Source organism: Kushneria aurantia DSM 21353, assembly GCF_000382245.1.
In the GTDB taxonomy this organism is placed as follows: domain Bacteria; phylum Pseudomonadota; class Gammaproteobacteria; order Pseudomonadales; family Halomonadaceae; genus Kushneria; species Kushneria aurantia.
In genome coordinates this window covers 115,411-131,349 of sequence record NZ_KB907870.1, presented here as the reverse complement: position 1 = coordinate 131,349, position 15,939 = coordinate 115,411, and the positions used below count along the sequence as shown (strand labels likewise).

Genomic DNA, 15,939 nt, shown 5'->3' with positions numbered 1-15,939 from the left:
GCGGGTCCCACCCGATCCCATCCCGAACTCGGCAGTGAAACCGCTCAGCGCCGATGGTAGTGTGGGGTCTCCCCATGCGAGAGTAGGTCATCGTCAGGCACCCTTTTTGAAACCCCGGCCCATGGTCGGGGTTTTGCTTTTTCAGGACCCCGACCCCGGCAGGGTCGGGGTCCCTTTATATCGGCCACTCGCGTCGTCGGGCGGCGTGCCGCCCTCGGTCGGAGCGGCCGCACAACCGCTTTAAGTATCGAAGTGAATCGACCCGATGGTCGCTACGTAGGGGCGCTAGTCCCGCAGTGAAAAAATGGCCCCGGCAACATGGTTTGCCGGGGCCTCTGCTCTTCAGGCGCCTGCTGCCGATAACGACTCTGCCGCTCTACGGTTCCTGCTGTCGGCGAGATAGGTGCGCCAAAGCCTCTCTGTCCAGCTTGTCGCGGTCCACCTTCAGGTAAGCGATTCGCTCCTGCGCTACCACCATGACCTCCTCCACGCCGGCGATAGCTGCGAGCCGATTGCTTAATTGTTTGTCTCGGGCGTCCAGTGTCTCGTCGAGTGCGATGATCTCGCTGGAGAGGTGACGTGGCGGCTGCATACCCAGCACACTCAGGAACCACACGAGTGCCAGCAAAGCGGAAAACTGGAACAGCGCATCGATACCTGCCACACCCACGATGGCGCCACCACCCGCGCCGCCCAGACAGGCACCGAGAAACTGGCTGGTTGAATAGATTCCCATGGCGCTACCCTTGGCGCCCACCGGAGCGATCTTGCTGATCATGGAGGGGAGGGTGGCCTCCATAAGATTGAAGCCGGTAAAAAACACAAACAGCAGTGCCAGCACGCTCCAGCGACTGTCTTCAAAAACGCCCAGGCCCAGCAGCGAAAGCGCCATAATCGCCACGGTGCTCAGAAAAATCGGGCGCATGCGGCGATATTTTTCGGCAGCGATGATCAGTGGCAGCATGGCGATAAAACCAAGCGCCATGATGGGAAGATAGACCCAGCCGTGGTAACGGGGCGCAATACCCAGCGCCTCCAGCTCCAGCGGCAGTGCCACGAAAGCGGCGGTAAGCAGTGCGTGAAGACAGAGTATGGAAAAATCCAGGCGCAGCAGATCAGGGCGGCGTAGCATGGCGATCAGTTGGCGCGGATCGACACCCACATCGCGATGCTGTCGCCGCGCCGGTGCAGCGGGTACCAGACGCCACAGAATGACCAGGCCTGCCACCGCAAGCAGTGAGGTACTCCAGAAAATACCGCTCAGGCCGAAGTACTCAGCCAGTAGTGGCCCGATCGCCATGGCGAGAGCAAAGGAAACACCGATGCTCATGCCTATCGCAGCCATGGCCGAGGTGCGCACCTCTTCACGGGTACGATCGGCCAGCAGCGCCATCAGGGCGCCGGCAATGGCACCGCTGCCCTGCAGGCAGCGGCCGATGATAATGCCGTAGATCGACGAGGAGAGGGCCGCGATGATACTGCCAAGCAGAAACAGGCAGAGTCCGGCAGCGATGACCTCCTTGCGGCCTATTCGGTCTGAAAGCATACCGAAAGGGATCTGCAAAACGGCCTGGGTCAGGCCATAACCACCCAGCGCGACGCCAACCAGAAAAGGGGTGGCGCCGGGCAGGTCGCGGGTGTACAGCGAGAGTACCGGCAATACCATAAAAAGCCCCAGCATGCGAAATGCATAGAGAAGGCCCAAGCCGATCATGGCGCGATATTCGCCGGGAAGGAAGGGGAGGGATCGCATACAGCTCCGCGAACTGGAACAGGGGTAAGTATTCTACGCTCGCCGGGCGAGTATAAAAAACCCGGGCGAGGCCTGAGGGTGCCGCCCACCGTGTTGGGCCGGGTTTTACCGCAACGCCAACCATGGCGCTCGTGCGATGGGCGTTGTATCATGCTGCGGTATTTTGTCGCAGGCAGCGTGCCGATTTCGTCAGAGCTCTGTTTGCCATGAAGAGCTGAATGCCTGAAAGGCGACCCCGGGGCGAAGTGGACGCTAACTGCGGTTCGATGTCGCTGACAACTATGACCGCAGAAGATGCCTCGAGTTCACACAGGGCTTGAAGTCGACAGGCGAAAAACTGAACAATACCGGGGGTGGAGCGCAGTTCACTGCCAACTCGTGCATCCACTTGTTTGCAAGGCTTCTCGCCGTACCGGATTATGACCGCCGCTCGCTGCGCGATGGAAACATCCGACCAGGCATTTGTCCGAGTAATCCCCCAGACAGGATTTTCGATGATCCCGCAGCGTCAGCCGTTGGCGCGGCATCCGGAGCGGATGCTTACGGGGTAGCCGACCCTGACGTCGCTTTCCCCGATCCTGTCGCATGCGACAGGATAGCAGGCGAAGTGTTCAAGCTGGCCGTTCAAGAGAGCGTGAGATGAGAAAAAGGAACTCCCTCAAACCTTTGAGAGTGATGATGTGGCTGGTCGTACCACTGCTGCTTTTGAGCGGCTGTGACGCGGCCCTCATTGACCCCGCCGGCCAGGTGGGCCAGGGGCTCAGATCACTGATCTTTACCGCCTTTGCATTGATGATGATCGTCGTGATTCCGGTCATCATCATGACCATCCTCTTTGCGTGGCGGTATCGTCAAACCAACCTGGCCGCAAAATATACGCCCAACTGGGAGCACTCGACGATCATCGAAGTGTTCGTCTGGTTCATTCCGCTGGTCATCATTGTCTTCCTGGCAATCATCACCTGGCAGACATCGCACCAGTACGATCCCCATAACCCCAACTCGGTTACCGAAAATCCCGAGGAGGTTATGGAGATTCAGGCGGTATCGCTGGACTGGAAGTGGCTTTTCATTTATCCGGACCTCAATATTGCCACCGTCAACGAGGTCGCCTTTCCTGTCGACCAGCCGGTGCGCTTCCAGGTGACCTCGGGAACCGTCATGAACTCCTTCATGATTCCCACTTTGGGTAGCCAGATCTACGCCATGGCCGGTATGGATAATGATGTTTACCTGGAGAGCGATCGCGAAGGCGTGTTCAGAGGTCGTTCGACCAACTACAGCGGTCGTGGTTTCTCGCAGATGCTTTTTGACGCCCGCGTCACCAGCGAGCAGGAGTTCCAGCAGTGGGTTCAGCAGGTACGACAATCTCCCGATACCCTCACCTACCCGCAGGAGTACGAGGCGCTGGCCGAGCCCACGGTTGCCCATCCGGTAGAATATTTCTCGCAGATCGCGCCTCATCTTTATCAGGACATTCTGAACCGGTTCCGTGGTGGCCCTTCGGATGGTAATCACGGTAACCACGGTCGGGAACAAAACCACAGTTCGGATCAGGCGCACGCCATGAGTGCGCAAGCAGCGGAGTAACCTCATGTTCGGAAAACTGAGTCTGGACGCCATCCCCTTTCACGACCCGATCGTTATGTCAGTGGCGGTTGTTATCGCCATCGGTGGTGCCGCGGTCGTTGCGGGTGTTACCTATTTCCGTCAGTGGGGCTATCTCTGGCGGGAGTGGATTACGTCGATCGATCACAAAAAGATCGGCATCATGTATTTCCTCGTAGCGATTGTTATGCTGATACGAGGCTTTTCCGACGCCATTATGATGCGCTCGCAACAGGCGATCGCCGCTGGTGGCGCCGAGGGGTATCTGCCGCCGCATCACTACGATCAGATATTTACCGCTCATGGCGTTATCATGATCTTCTTCGTGGCCATGCCCATGGTGATCGGGCTGATGAACCTTGTGGTGCCGCTGCAGATTGGCGCGCGCGACGTGGCCTTTCCATTCATGAACAACCTGAGCTTCTGGCTGTTTGCGGCAGGCGTTATCCTGGTCAACGTCTCGCTGGTGGTCGGTGAGTTCGCGATGACCGGCTGGCTCGCCTATGCGCCATTATCGGGCATAGAGTACAGTCCGGGTGTAGGCGTCGATTACTGGATATGGGCGTTACAGATATCGGGTATTGGCACCACGCTTACCGGCATCAATTTCTTCGTCACCATTCTCAAGATGCGGACGAAGGGCATGACGATGTTCCGTATGCCGATCTTCACCTGGACGGCGTTGTGCGCCAACGTGCTGATCATTGCCTCCTTCCCGATCCTGACCGCGACCATCGCGATGCTGACACTGGATCGCTACCTCGGCATGCACTTCTTTACCAATGATATGGGTGGCAACATGATGATGTATGTCAACCTTATCTGGGCGTGGGGGCACCCCGAGGTCTATATCCTGATACTGCCGGCCTTCGGTGTTTTCTCCGAGGTGATCGCGACCTTCACCAAGAAGCGTCTGTTCGGCTACAAGACCATGGTATGGGCGACTGTCGGCATTACCGTACTGTCTTTCATCGTCTGGCTGCACCACTTCTTCACCATGGGGGCCGGCGCCAACGTCAACGCCTTCTTCGGCATCACCACGATGATTATCGCCATCCCCACCGGGGTGAAGATATTCAACTGGCTGTTCACCATGTACCGTGGGCGCATTCAGTTCACCTCGCCGGTGCTCTGGACCATTGGCTTCGTGATCACCTTCACGCTGGGTGGGATGACCGGTGTGATGCTGGCCGTGCCCGGTGCCAATTTCGTGCTGCACAACAGCCTGTTCGTCATCGCGCACTTTCACAACGTCATCATTGGCGGCGTAGTGTTCGGTATGCTGGCCGGTCTGACTTATTGGTTCCCCAAGGCGTTCGGCTTCAAGCTGGACGAGACCTGGGGCAAGCGTTCCTTCTGGTTCTGGCAGATTGGCTTCTACTTCGCTTTCGTGCCGCTCTATATCCTGAGCTTCGACGGTGCGGTGCGTCGTATGCAGTCCTATGAGCAGACTGAGTGGCAGCCGCTGATGTTTGTAGCGCTGTTTGGCGCCGTACTGATCCTGTTCGGTATCCTGTGCCTGATCATGCAGCTGTTCGTCAGCGTTCGTGACCGCCACAAGAATCGTGACCTGACCGGCGACCCCTGGGACGGCCGTACGCTGGAGTGGGCGGCGCACTCTCCGCCGGCATTCTACAACTTCGCTCATCTGCCCGAAGTTCACTCGATCGATCCCTTCTGGGAGAAGAAGCAGCAGCCCGGTGGCTACAAGCGTGAGTTGAGTACGCACTATGAAGATATTCATATGCCCAGGAACACTACAGAAGGGCCGATCCTCTCGCTGTTCAGCCTGATTTTCGGCTTCGCGATGGTGTGGCATATCTGGTGGCTTGTGGCTGTGGGCATTATCGGCATGTTCGTGACCTTCATGTTCCGTATCTTCAATGACGATACCGACTACTACGTGCCCGCTGCCGAAGTAGAAAGAATCGAGCGGGAGTACCACGAGAAACTGGGGATGCAGGCGTAACCATGGCCACTGAAACACTCAAGCAGGACGATCACCACGGCGAGCACGAGCATCATGATACAACCGGCCTGAAGGTGTTCGGGTTCTGGATCTATCTGATGAGCGACCTGGTGATCTTCGGGATGCTCTTTGCCACTTACGCGGTCCTGCTCAGAGGGACCGCCGGTGGGCCGGGCCCGGATGACATCGTCGCGCTGCCGTTGATCTTTGTCTCGACCATGCTGCTGTTGGTCAGCAGCTTTACCTTCGGCGTGGCGATGCTGGCCCAGCAGGCCGGCAGGAAAGAGAAGGTGCTCCAGTGGCTGGCGGTTACCTTTGCACTCGGTCTGGGCTTCATTCTGCTGGAGCTCTATGAGTTCCATCATCTCATCTCCGAGGGTCACGGTCCGGGCAGGAGCGGCTTTCTCTCCGCCTTCTTTACCCTGGTCGGCACGCATGGTCTGCACGTCACTTTCGGTCTGATCTGGATTGCGATCATGTTTATTCAGATTCGCAAGCGCGGACTCGATGACATGACAAAGCCGCGGATGATGTGCCTCAGCCTGTTCTGGCACTTCCTTGATATTGTCTGGATCTGTGTTTTCTCCTTCGTCTACCTGTTTGGAGTCATGGTATGAGCAATGAACACCAAAGCACCGATCACGGTAGCATGAAGTCCTATGTCACCGGTCTGGCGATTTCGATCGTATTGACACTGGTCGCATTCGGCGTGGTGACGTTGGGGAATTTCAGTACTACCGCCATGGCGCTTACCATTTCGATTGCTGCCATCGTTCAGGTGCTGGTGCAGCTGATTCTGTTTATGCACCTGAATGTCGATGATGACGGGGGGTGGAACGTCACTTCGCTGGCCTTTGCAGTCGTCATACTGGTGCTGGTGATCGCCGGTTCGCTGTGGATCATGCATCACCTGCACATGAACATGATGTAAAAGGCGAAGATGTCCCTGAAGCCCTACCTCCTGCTGACCAAGCCGGGCATTGTTTTCGGCAATCTGATTTCGGTAACAGGAGGTTTCTTTCTGGCGTCGCGTGGCAGCATCGATCCGCTGCTGTTTTTCGCGACAGTGCTGGGGGTGTCGCTGGTTGTCGCCTCCGGCTGTGTGTTCAACAACGTCATCGACCGTGATATTGATGAGCGCATGGAGCGCACGCGCAAGCGTGCGCTGGTCGATGGCTCTATCGGCGTTACCACTGCGCTTTTGATTGCTGCGCTGCTTGGCGCGGTCGGCTTTCTGCTTCTGCTGTTCATCGCCAATCCGCTCGCGGCCGGCGTGGCGCTGTTCGGTTTCGTCATCTATGTCGGGGTTTATAGCCTCTATCTGAAACGGCACTCGGTGCACGGCACTCTGATTGGCAGCCTGTCGGGCGCTTCGCCGCCGGTAATCGGTTACTGCGCCGTCAGCGGTCGTTTCGATGCCGGAGCGCTGCTGTTGCTGATCATCTTCAGTCTGTGGCAGATGCCGCACTCCTATGCCATCGCTATCTTTCGTCTGGATGATTATCGTGCCGCCGGTATCCCGGTGTTGCCTGCTGTACGCGGCATTGCCGCGGCCAAGCGACAGACAGTGGCCTATATCGTCGCTTTCGGAGTCGCCTCGCTGCTGCTGTTCGTGGCCGGCTACACTGGACTTGTCTACCTTGCGGTGTCGCTGGCGCTGTCCGGCTGGTGGCTCTATGTGGCGATCACTCGCTATCGCCGCGAGGAGGACAGTCGCTGGGCGCGTCAGCTTTTTGGTATATCGATTATGGTAGTGACGGCGCTGAGTGCGGTAATGGCCTTTGACTACCGCCACCCAGCAGCCGACCCGGTCCTTGCCGCAATCGTCACGCCGCTCTGAGTCGCTTGTTCAGCGGTGTTATGCGCAGCCGACTGCCGTGATGTCAGCCGGCTGCGGCATTTTGTCTCGCCCGTTTCCATTCCAATCAATAGTGCCCTACATTAGTTCAACGTCGTAGTTGACTTCTCAAAACCGGGAGACCCACGCCAATGCTGGGTATTGATGCCCTGGACCTGGCTCGGTTCCAGTTCGCCTTTACTGTTTCCTTTCACATCCTTTTTCCCGCCTTCTCGATCGGTCTTGCCAGCTATCTGATGGTGTTGGAAGGGCTTTGGCTCAGAACCGGTAACGAGGTTTATCATAATCTTTACCGCTTCTGGGTGCGTATCTTCGCTGTGGTCTTTGGTCTCGGCGTGGTGTCGGGTGTGGTCATGGCCTACGAGTTCGGCACCAACTGGAGCGGCTTTGCCGAGCGCGCCGGCGATATTACCGGTGTGCTACTGACCTATGAGGTGCTGACGGCCTTTTTTATGGAGGCGGGTTTCCTCGGCATCATGCTGTTCGGTGAGGGGCGGGTGAGCAGGCGGCTGCACTTTGCCGCGACCTGCCTGGTGGCGGTGGGCACGCTGATCTCGATGACCTGGATTCTGATGTCCAACAGCTGGATGCAGACGCCGGCGGGTTATGAGTTGATCAATGGCCGTTTCGAGCCGGCCAACTGGCTGGCCATTATGTTCAATCCCTCCTTCCCCTACCGCATCGTACATATGGGGCTGGCCGCCTTTATCTCTGTCGGTTTTGTAGTGGGTGGTGTCGGTGCCTATCACCTGCTGCGCAATCGCCGCGATCAGGCGGCGCGCAAGATGTTTTCGATGGCGATGTGGGCGATCCTGATCGCTCTGCCGGTTCAAATCATCGCCGGCGATATGCACGGTCTCAACACCCTCGAGCACCAGCCGGCCAAGGTCGCTGCCATGGAGGGGCACTGGCACACCGAGGAGGGTAGTGGTGCCATGCCGCTGGTACTGTTCGCCCTGCCGGATATGGAAAACGCCACCAACCACTTCGAAATTGCCGTGCCCTATGCCAGCAGCCTGATTCTGACGCACACCCTTGATGGTCAGATTCAGGGGCTCAGTGACTGGCCGCGGGATGAGTGGCCCAATGTGCCGCTGGTATTCTGGAGCTTTCGTATCATGGTGGGGTTGGGCTTTGCCATGCTGGGTATCGGTCTGTTGGGGCTCTACCTGCGCTGGAAAGGCCGCCTGTTCGAAACCCGCTGGTTTCAGCGTATTGCCATGACGGCCTCGCCGATCGGTTTTATTGCGCTACTGGCAGGCTGGGTGACGACCGAGGCGGGTCGTCAGCCCTGGGTGGTCTACGGCATGCTGCGTACCGCCGATGCGGTCTCCCATCATGGCGTGGGCTATATGTGGACCTCGCTGCTCGGTTTCATGATCGTTTATGCCATTATTTTCGGAATTGGTATCTATTACATGCTCAAACTGATCCGCTCGGAACCGATGGACATGGTACCGGATGGCGGCCCCGGGCATGATCGCCAGCCCAAGCGACCGATGTCGGCGGCTGAAAACAGCATCGACGAGCAGAACTGATCGGGAGTATTGGACAATGACCATTGATCTGCCGGTAATCTGGTATTTCCTGATTGGTTTCGCCGTGGCCATGTATGTGGTGATGGATGGTTTCAGCCTGGGTGTGGGTATCCTCTTTCCCTTTGTTCAGGGAGATCATCGCCGCGATGTGATGATGAACTCGGTGGCGCCGGTGTGGGACGGTAACCAGACATGGATGATTCTCGGTGGTGCCGGTCTCTATGGCGCTTTTCCGCTGGCCTATGCGGTTATTCTGCCGGCCCTCTATCTACCGCTGATTCTGATGCTGCTGGCACTGATATTTCGGGGTATCGCCTTCGAGTTTCGTTTCAAGTCGAACCGTTCGCGCAAGTGGTTCGACTTCGCCTTCAGCGGCGGCGCTATCGTGGCCACTTTCAGTCAGGGGGTCGTGCTGGGCGGCATTATCAATGGTCTGACGGTCACTGAGCGCAGCTTTCAGGGTGGCGGATTCGACTGGTTTTCACCCTTTGCGCTGTTTACCGGGCTGGCACTGATGGCCGGCTATGCGCTGCTGGGGGCCGGCTGGCTGATCATGAAAACCGAGGGTGAGCTACAGCTGCGTTTTTATCGACTGGCGCGCCCGCTGACCCTGCTGGTGGTGGCGGCCATGGTGGTGATCAGTATCTGGACACCGCTGTTCAACGGGCGTATTGCCGAGCGCTGGTTCGTTTTTCCCAACATCATATGGTTCGCACCGGTGCCGATTCTGGTGGCGCTGCTCTCCTGGAGTATCTGGAATGGCGTGACGCACTCTCAGGAAAGGCTGCTGTTTCTGAAGGTGCTGGGGCTTTTCTTCCTCGGCCTTTCGGGACTGGTAATCAGTTTCTTTCCGCTTATCATTCCTCCCGACGTCACTCTCTGGGAGGCTTCTTCGGCGCGCGCCAGTCAGCTTTTTCTGATCATCGGCTATGTGATACTGGTGCCGATGGTGCTGGCCTATACGGCGTACAGCTATTATGTCTTTCGCGGCAAGGTGCGCGAAGGCGAGGGCTATCACTGACGCGATTGCACGGCATGGATTACACCGGGGTACCCGAAAGGGTACCCTTCTTCGTTTTGCGCCACCTTTAACAGGTCTGTGCAGAAAAGAGGTTTTCGCAAACCGCAGGTGGCGTCCGGCGAGGGCGACAGGGTTATGAGCATCAGTGATCTGATCAGAGTCATGAGTGACGGCGATTTCCACTCCGGCGAAGTGCTGGGGCGTCATCTTGGCGTATCGCGAACGGCAGTATGGAAACAGCTGCGCAAGATCGAGGGCATGGGGCTGGCGCTGGAGAGCGTGCGCGGACGTGGCTACCGTCTGATCGACCCGCCCGAGCCGCTCGACGGCGCTGTGGTCGTGGCGGCCCTGTCGCATCAGGCGCGCCGCCACCTGCGTCATCTGTTTATCGAAGACAGGCTCGACTCGACCAACAGTCGGATTCTGGAGCGCTTTGAACAGGGCGCCGGTCACGGCGAGGTGTGCCTGGCCGAGCTGCAGACAAAAGGCCGGGGGCGCCGCGGCCGCGGCTTTTACAGCGAATGGGGCGGCTGTATTCACTTCTCGATTGGCTGGCAGTTCGAAAACGGTGTGGCAGCGCTGGAGGGGTTGAGTCTGGCAGTGGGAGCGGTCATGGCCGAGCTGCTGAAGCGCGAGGGAGTTCCGATCCGTCTCAAATGGCCCAACGATCTACTGGCGCCGGGTGCAGAGGGTGTGAGCAAGCTGGGTGGCATTCTGGTCGAGGTGCGCGGCGATGCCTCCGGTCCCTGCCAGGTCGTGATCGGTATCGGGATCAATGCGCGCCTTTCGCCGCATGCCGCCGAGGCGATCGGTCAGCCGGTGGCGAGTCTGTGCGATAGCCGTACCGGTCTTTCCCGCAACCAGCTAGTGTCCGGCATGATCGAGGCGCTCATGAGTATGCTCCAGAGCTTTGAGCGCGAGGGCTTTGCGCCTTGGCGTGAGCCCTGGAGTCGCTACCATTTCCATGCCGGCCGAGAGGTGCGCATCAGTCGTGGAGAGCGCTGTTACGATGGTGTGGTCGAGGATATCGATGACGTTGGCAATTTGATCGTGAACGTCGGGGAGGAGCGCATGGTTTTCTCCGGCGGAGAAGTGTCACTGCGTGGCCGGTCATGATACTCGATCTGGATATCGGCAATACGCTCTCCAAGTGGCGCCTGAAGGATAGCGCCAGCGATGCGATCATGGGTCGTGGGGCGATGTGGACACACGACGAGTGGCGCTTCGGCGACGATATTCCCGACCCCCGGCATATCGAGGCGATTCGCATCTCCAACGTGGCACGCCATGATGTGCTGGAGGGGACCGTGGCGCTGCTGGAGCGTCGCGTGGACAACATCATGGTGGCGCGCTCGACCGCACAGGCGGGAGGGGTGCGCAACGGCTATGACGCTCCCGAGCGCCTGGGGGTCGACCGCTGGCTGGGCTTGATCGCCGGCCATCGGCTGGCCGGCGGCTGCTGTACGGTGGACTGTGGCAGTGCCGTGACCATGGACTTTGTACTGCCGGATGGCCGGCATCCGGGAGGCTACATACTGCCCGGCCTGCGTCTGATGAAGGAGAGCCTGCGGCTGGGTACACGTAGTGTCGCAATCGACCCCGAGCAGGAGATGGGACGTCTTCTCGCGCCCGGCAGCAATACAGCGGACGCGGTCAATCACGGTGTTTACGTCGCCGCCGTCAGTGCCATTCAGCGCCTCTATATGGAAAACTGTGACCGCTATGGCGTCGCGCTGCCGATGCTGGTCACCGGTGGTGACGGCGCTATTGTGTCGCGAGGACTGGAATTGCCGCATGCTCAGTGGCCCGACATGGTCTATGCCGGGCTCGAGGTGCTTTTTCCGCTTACCGAAGGCGAACGTCGCGGGGTGCTGGCGGGCATGCCGGCAGTCGTTGCCCCGCCCTCCCGGGAGGCAATAGAGAAGGCGCTTGCGTTCACTTATCTGCTCTGACAGAATGCGCCGCGTTCTCGGGGGAAGAAAAGCGCTTCGCCCGAGAAGGCAGCCATTGACAATGGCGTGCCGGAGCGGCAAGATATGCCGCCATGTTCGGAGGGGTACCCGAGTGGTCAAAGGGAGCAGACTGTAAATCTGCCGCGAAAGCTTCGAAGGTTCGAATCCTTCCCCCTCCACCAGATTTAGATCGAGCACCTGAGTGCTCGATCCGGGGCAAGCGGGCATAGTTCAATGGTAGAACCTCAGCCTTCCAAGCTGATGATGCGGGTTCGATCCCCGCTGCCCGCTCCAGTCGTTGTAAAGCGTTACGCTCATGTAGCTCAGGGGTAGAGCACACCCTTGGTAAGGGTGAGGTCGACGGTTCAAATCCGTCCATGAGCTCCATTCAAGGGGCGAGCCAGTGGGGTCGCCCTTTTTGTTCGGTACAGCCTGTTGCCAGCTGTCGAGCATTTTGCTATCGTACTTGCCGCTTTTCACGGCAGTGCGGGCGTGTTACAGGCCAGTAGCTCAATTGGCAGAGCAGCGGTCTCCAAAACCGCAGGTTGGGGGTTCGAGTCCCTCCTGGCCTGCCAGTCTTCCTCGGATTGGCAGTTTCAAGTGTCAGACGTCTTGCCGTCCTCCTGAGGAGTTTTCTTTCCCATGAAGCAGATCGCTGAAGAGCAGAGCCCGCGGTTTGACGCGCTCAAGTGGGCGGCTGCCGTTGTGCTCGTGGCTGTTGCCGTGGTCGGTAATGTCTATTTCTCTGATCAGCCGATGATTTATCGCGTCATCGCTGTGGTGGCGCTTGTCGGGCTGGCTGCCGTTCCGGCGCTGATGACCGTGAAAGGGCGTGAGCTGATGTCGCTGGCGCGCAACTCCAAACGCGAGATTCAGCGTGTCGTCTGGCCCACTCGTCCCGAGACGGTGCAGACCACCGCGATAGTGCTGGCCGCCGTCGTTATTGTGGGCATAGTCCTCTGGCTGATCGATATGTTTTTCGGTTGGCTGGTGTCGTTGCTGATAGGTTAGGAGCCTGCATGTCTAAGCGCTGGTATGTCGTTCACGCCTATTCGGGTTTCGAAAAGCAGGTCATGCGCTCACTCAATGAGCGTGTGAAGCTTTACGAAATGGAGGATCACTTCGGCGAGATTCTCGTGCCGACCGAAGAGGTCGTCGAGATGCGCGACGGCAAACGCCGCAAGAGCGAGCGCAAGTTCTATCCCGGCTACGTACTGGTCGAGATGGAGATGGATGACCGCTCCTGGCATCTGGTCAACGAAACGCCGCGGGTGATGGGGTTTATCGGCGGTACGCCGGAGAAACCGGCGCCGATTACCGCTCGCGAGGCAGAGGGTATTCTGCGTCGCGTTCAGGACGGTACCGAAAAACCTCGACCCAAGACCATGTTCGATGCCGGCGAGACGGTGCGCGTTATCGACGGCCCCTTCTCCGACTTCAACGGCGTGGTCGAGGAGGTCAATTATGAAAAGAGTCGTCTGCAGGTCAGTGTGCTGATCTTCGGGCGTTCTACCCCCGTCGAGCTGGAGTTCTCTCAGGTAGAGAAGGCCTGAGTCGACGGAAATCGCGGTCACGGCCACGGGTTGTGACCATTTGCGGGGAGCCGAAAGGGGCGGGTACAGCGAAAGGCTGGTGCCTGCTGCCCTGAAGGCGTTACCACCCAACTGGAGAATACAGTATGGCCAAGAAAGTACAGGCCTATATCAAGCTGCAGGTTGCAGCTGCCAAGGCCAATCCCAGCCCCCCGGTGGGGCCGGCGCTCGGTCAGCACGGCGTCAATATCATGGAGTTCTGCAAGGCGTTCAACGCAGAAACCCAGGAAATTGAAGCCGGTTTGCCGATTCCGGTCGTCATCACGGTCTACTCCGACCGTAGCTTTACCTTTGTCACCAAGACGCCGCCGGCGCCGGTCCTGCTCAAGAAGGCCGCAGGCATCAAGTCCGGCTCCGGCGAGCCGAATCGCAACAAGGTGGGTACCGTGACCCGTGATCAGCTCGAAGAGATTGCGCGTACCAAGGAGCCCGACCTGACAGCCGCCGACCTCGACGCTGCTGTGCGTACCATTGCCGGTACTGCGCGCAGCATGGGGCTCAACGTGGAGGGGCTCTGATCATGGCGAAAGTTTCCCGTCGCATGAAGCAGATTCGCGAGCGTGTCGATTCCAATCGCGTTTACAGCATTGAAGAGGCCGCTGCACTGCTCGCCGAACTCTCCTCGGTAAGGTTCAAGGAGAGTGTCGAGGTTGCCGTCAATCTGGGCGTCGATCCGCGTAAATCCGACCAGGTGGTGCGTGGCGCTACCGTGCTGCCCAACGGTACCGGTCGCGACGTGCGTGTTGCCGTGTTCGCTCAGGGTGCGGCTGCTGACGCCGCTCGCGAAGCGGGCGCCGAGATCGTCGGCATGGACGATCTGGCCGAAGAGGTGAAAAAGGGCAATCTCGACTTTGACGTCGTGATCGCCGCGCCGGACGCCATGCGTGTGGTCGGTCAGCTGGGTCAGATTCTTGGTCCGCGCGGCCTGATGCCCAACCCCAAGGTGGGCACTGTGACGCCTGACGTCGCCACCGCAGTGAAAAACGCCAAGGCGGGTCAGGTGCGTTTTCGTACCGACAAGAACGGCATCATCCATGCCGGCGTTGGCAAGGTTGATTTCACCCCCGAGGCGCTGCGCGGCAACGTCGAGGCGCTGGTCAACGACCTCAAGCGTCTCAAGCCGAGTACCTCGAAGGGTATTTATCTCAAGAAGGTCTCGCTGTCGACCACCATGGGTCCCGGCCTGACTGTCGATCACTCTGCAATGATCTGATAGCCGATCATTGCAGGGCGGGTGGTGCCGTACGGCTCGAAAGGTAGTCATCGAGCACGGCGGCAACATCCACACTTTGCGGTCCCCGTACCCGTGGTGGGGCGGGGCGCCGTCAAAGACCGCAGGTGTCGCTGCTTGCAGCGTCTTAATGGCTCGTATGGTCGAGCCGCCTGCGCAGATGGTGCCGGCCGGCGGTTATCGCTGGCCCGCCATCATCCGGTCTGTCGCTTTTCATGGGCAGACGGTCACCACGATGGCCGCCTCGCGCGGCCGGTACGAAGGAGTGAAAATATGCCCCTGGGTCTTGAAGACAAGAAGGCCATCGTCGCTGAAGTCAGCGAAACGGCCGGGCAGGCGCTCTCCGTCGTTGTCGCTGACTCCCGCGGTGTCAACGTGGCTGCCATGACGGCGCTGCGTAAACAGGCACGCGAGAACAACGTACAGCTACGCGTTGTGCGCAATACCCTGGCGCGCCGCGCTCTGCAGGGTACGTCCTGGGAGTGCCTGAACGAGACCTTCGTTGGTCCGTCGCTGCTGGCATTCTCGCTGGATCATCCCGGCGCTGGCGCTCGTCTGTTCCGCGACTTCGCTCGCGAGCAGCCGAAGTTCGAGGTCAAGGCGCTGGCTTACGAAGGCGAGTACATCGAGGCCGCCAATATCGATCGCCTGGCCAGCCTGCCGACTCGCGACGAAGCGATCGCCAAACTGATGTCGGTCATGAAGGAAGCTTCCGCCGGCAAGCTGGTGCGCACGCTCGCTGCGCTGCGTGACCAGAAGCAGGAAGAAGCGGCCTGACCGCAACGAGTTACCAACGGTCAATTTCATCGGGCAGAGGTTTGCCCCGCAAAGTACAGGAATGCAATCATGGCACTGAGCAAAGAAGATATCATCGACGCAGTCGCTGAAATGTCCGTCATGGAAGTCGCCGAGCTGATCGAGGCGATGGAAGAGAAGTTCGGCGTCAGCGCTGCCGCAGCGGTTGTGGCCGGTCCCGGTGCCGGTGGCGGCGAAGCGGCTGCTGAAGAAGAGCAGACCGAGTTCGACCTGATCCTGACGGCTCCCGGCGACAAGAAGGTCAACGTCATCAAGGTGGTTCGCGAGATCACCGGTCTGGGCCTGAAGGAAGCCAAGGGCGCTGTCGATGGCGCTCCGGCAACCCTCAAGGAGGGCATGTCGAAAGAAGATGCCGAAGAGGCGAAGAAGAAGCTGGAAGAAGCCGGCGCCAGCGTGGAACTCAAGTAACCGGTGTTTCACGCCATAGCGTTGCGGTAGACGGCTGGTGGCGGTCACGAGGTGGCCGCCGCCGGCCTTTTTCTGTTGCCGGATCCCCCGGATGTATTATGCCCGGAAGGGTATAGTATATCGGGGCGATCCGGGAAACTCTTGAACGGCAGGCTCTCCGGCGGGGCTTGCCGTTCGGCGCCTGTATCAGTAT

The 15,939-nt window shown here is 59.1% G+C and carries 16 protein-coding genes, 4 tRNA genes and 1 rRNA gene; 20 read left to right on the top strand and 1 reads right to left on the bottom strand.

All coding sequences use genetic code 11. The annotated features are described in order from the left end of the window. Nucleotides 1-99: ribosomal RNA gene (gene rrf, locus H146_RS0108660) — 5S ribosomal RNA — on the top strand; the annotation flags it as partial. A 277-nt stretch (nt 100-376) separates the two neighbouring features. Here rrf and H146_RS0108655 read toward each other — a convergent pair. Then, on the bottom strand, nt 377-1,753 hold the full coding sequence (locus H146_RS0108655; RefSeq protein ID WP_026351857.1) for an MFS transporter: 1,377 nt from the start codon (nt 1,751-1,753) through the stop codon (nt 377-379). Between the two features lie 639 nt (nt 1,754-2,392). Between H146_RS0108655 and cyoA the strand changes: the two genes are divergently transcribed. The 19 genes from cyoA to rplL all read left to right on the top strand — a co-directional run bounded on the left by cyoA (nt 2,393) and on the right by rplL (nt 15,746). Next, nucleotides 2,393-3,343 carry a ubiquinol oxidase subunit II gene (gene cyoA / locus H146_RS0108650; RefSeq protein WP_026351856.1) on the top strand — a complete coding sequence of 317 codons (951 nt, stop codon included), beginning with the start codon at nt 2,393-2,395 and terminating at the stop codon, nt 3,341-3,343. Between the two features lie 4 nt (nt 3,344-3,347). After that, nucleotides 3,348-5,330 carry a cytochrome o ubiquinol oxidase subunit I gene (gene cyoB, locus H146_RS0108645; RefSeq protein ID WP_019951480.1) on the top strand — a complete coding sequence of 661 codons (1,983 nt, stop codon included), beginning with the start codon at nt 3,348-3,350 and terminating at the stop codon, nt 5,328-5,330. Between the two features lie 2 nt (nt 5,331-5,332). Continuing rightward, nucleotides 5,333-5,947, top strand: coding sequence for a cytochrome o ubiquinol oxidase subunit III (gene cyoC / locus H146_RS0108640; protein ID WP_019951479.1), 615 nt, complete (start codon nt 5,333-5,335; stop codon nt 5,945-5,947). Further along, nucleotides 5,944-6,261 (top strand): cytochrome o ubiquinol oxidase subunit IV, encoded by a 318-nt coding sequence (gene cyoD, locus H146_RS21320; RefSeq protein ID WP_019951478.1) that lies wholly within the window; start codon nt 5,944-5,946, stop codon nt 6,259-6,261. Before cyoC ends, cyoD begins: the two co-directional genes overlap by 4 nt. 9 nt (nt 6,262-6,270) lie before the next feature. Continuing rightward, nucleotides 6,271-7,170, top strand: a complete 900-nt coding sequence (cyoE, locus tag H146_RS0108630; RefSeq protein ID WP_019951477.1) for a heme o synthase — start codon at nt 6,271-6,273, stop codon at nt 7,168-7,170. Between the two features lie 149 nt (nt 7,171-7,319). Next, the gene (locus H146_RS0108625; protein ID WP_019951476.1) at nt 7,320-8,726 is read left to right on the top strand and encodes a cytochrome ubiquinol oxidase subunit I; all 1,407 of its coding nucleotides are present in this window, start codon (nt 7,320-7,322) and stop codon (nt 8,724-8,726) included. Nucleotides 8,727-8,742: 16 nt separating this feature from the next. After that, nucleotides 8,743-9,747, top strand: coding sequence for a cytochrome d ubiquinol oxidase subunit II (cydB, locus tag H146_RS0108620; protein WP_019951475.1), 1,005 nt, complete (start codon nt 8,743-8,745; stop codon nt 9,745-9,747). 135 nt (nt 9,748-9,882) lie between these two features. Next, entirely contained in the window at nt 9,883-10,863 is a 981-nt protein-coding gene (locus tag H146_RS0108615) for a biotin--[acetyl-CoA-carboxylase] ligase (protein ID WP_019951474.1), read from the top strand. Continuing rightward, nucleotides 10,860-11,699 (top strand): type III pantothenate kinase, encoded by an 840-nt coding sequence (locus H146_RS0108610; protein ID WP_019951473.1) that lies wholly within the window; start codon nt 10,860-10,862, stop codon nt 11,697-11,699. Before H146_RS0108615 ends, H146_RS0108610 begins: the two co-directional genes overlap by 4 nt. Nucleotides 11,700-11,797: 98 nt before the next feature. After that, nucleotides 11,798-11,881, top strand: a tRNA-Tyr gene (locus tag H146_RS0108605). Nucleotides 11,882-11,919: 38 nt separating this feature from the next. Next, nucleotides 11,920-11,993: transfer RNA gene (locus tag H146_RS0108600), tRNA-Gly, on the top strand. A gap of 18 nt (nt 11,994-12,011) precedes the next feature. Continuing rightward, a tRNA-Thr gene (locus H146_RS0108595) sits at nt 12,012-12,086 on the top strand. Between the two features lie 112 nt (nt 12,087-12,198). Then, a tRNA-Trp gene (locus H146_RS0108590) sits at nt 12,199-12,274 on the top strand. 67 nt (nt 12,275-12,341) lie between these two features. Beyond that, nucleotides 12,342-12,710, top strand: coding sequence for a preprotein translocase subunit SecE (gene secE / locus H146_RS0108585; protein WP_019951472.1), 369 nt, complete (start codon nt 12,342-12,344; stop codon nt 12,708-12,710). 8 nt (nt 12,711-12,718) lie between these two features. Beyond that, entirely contained in the window at nt 12,719-13,252 is a 534-nt protein-coding gene (nusG, locus tag H146_RS0108580; RefSeq protein WP_019951471.1) for a transcription termination/antitermination protein NusG, read from the top strand. Nucleotides 13,253-13,377: 125 nt separating this feature from the next. Continuing rightward, nucleotides 13,378-13,809: a 50S ribosomal protein L11 gene (gene rplK / locus H146_RS0108575; RefSeq protein ID WP_019951470.1), complete on the top strand. Its 432-nt coding sequence runs from the start codon at nt 13,378-13,380 to the stop codon at nt 13,807-13,809. A gap of 2 nt (nt 13,810-13,811) precedes the next feature. Further along, a complete protein-coding gene (gene rplA, locus H146_RS0108570) occupies nt 13,812-14,504 on the top strand; it encodes a 50S ribosomal protein L1 (RefSeq protein ID WP_019951469.1) in 693 nt (230 codons plus the stop codon). Between the two features lie 291 nt (nt 14,505-14,795). Next, on the top strand, nt 14,796-15,299 hold the full coding sequence (gene rplJ / locus H146_RS0108565; protein WP_019951468.1) for a 50S ribosomal protein L10: 504 nt from the start codon (nt 14,796-14,798) through the stop codon (nt 15,297-15,299). A 69-nt stretch (nt 15,300-15,368) separates the two neighbouring features. Continuing rightward, nucleotides 15,369-15,746: a 50S ribosomal protein L7/L12 gene (gene rplL / locus H146_RS0108560; RefSeq protein WP_019951467.1), complete on the top strand. Its 378-nt coding sequence runs from the start codon at nt 15,369-15,371 to the stop codon at nt 15,744-15,746. Nucleotides 15,747-15,939: the final 193 nt, after the last annotated feature.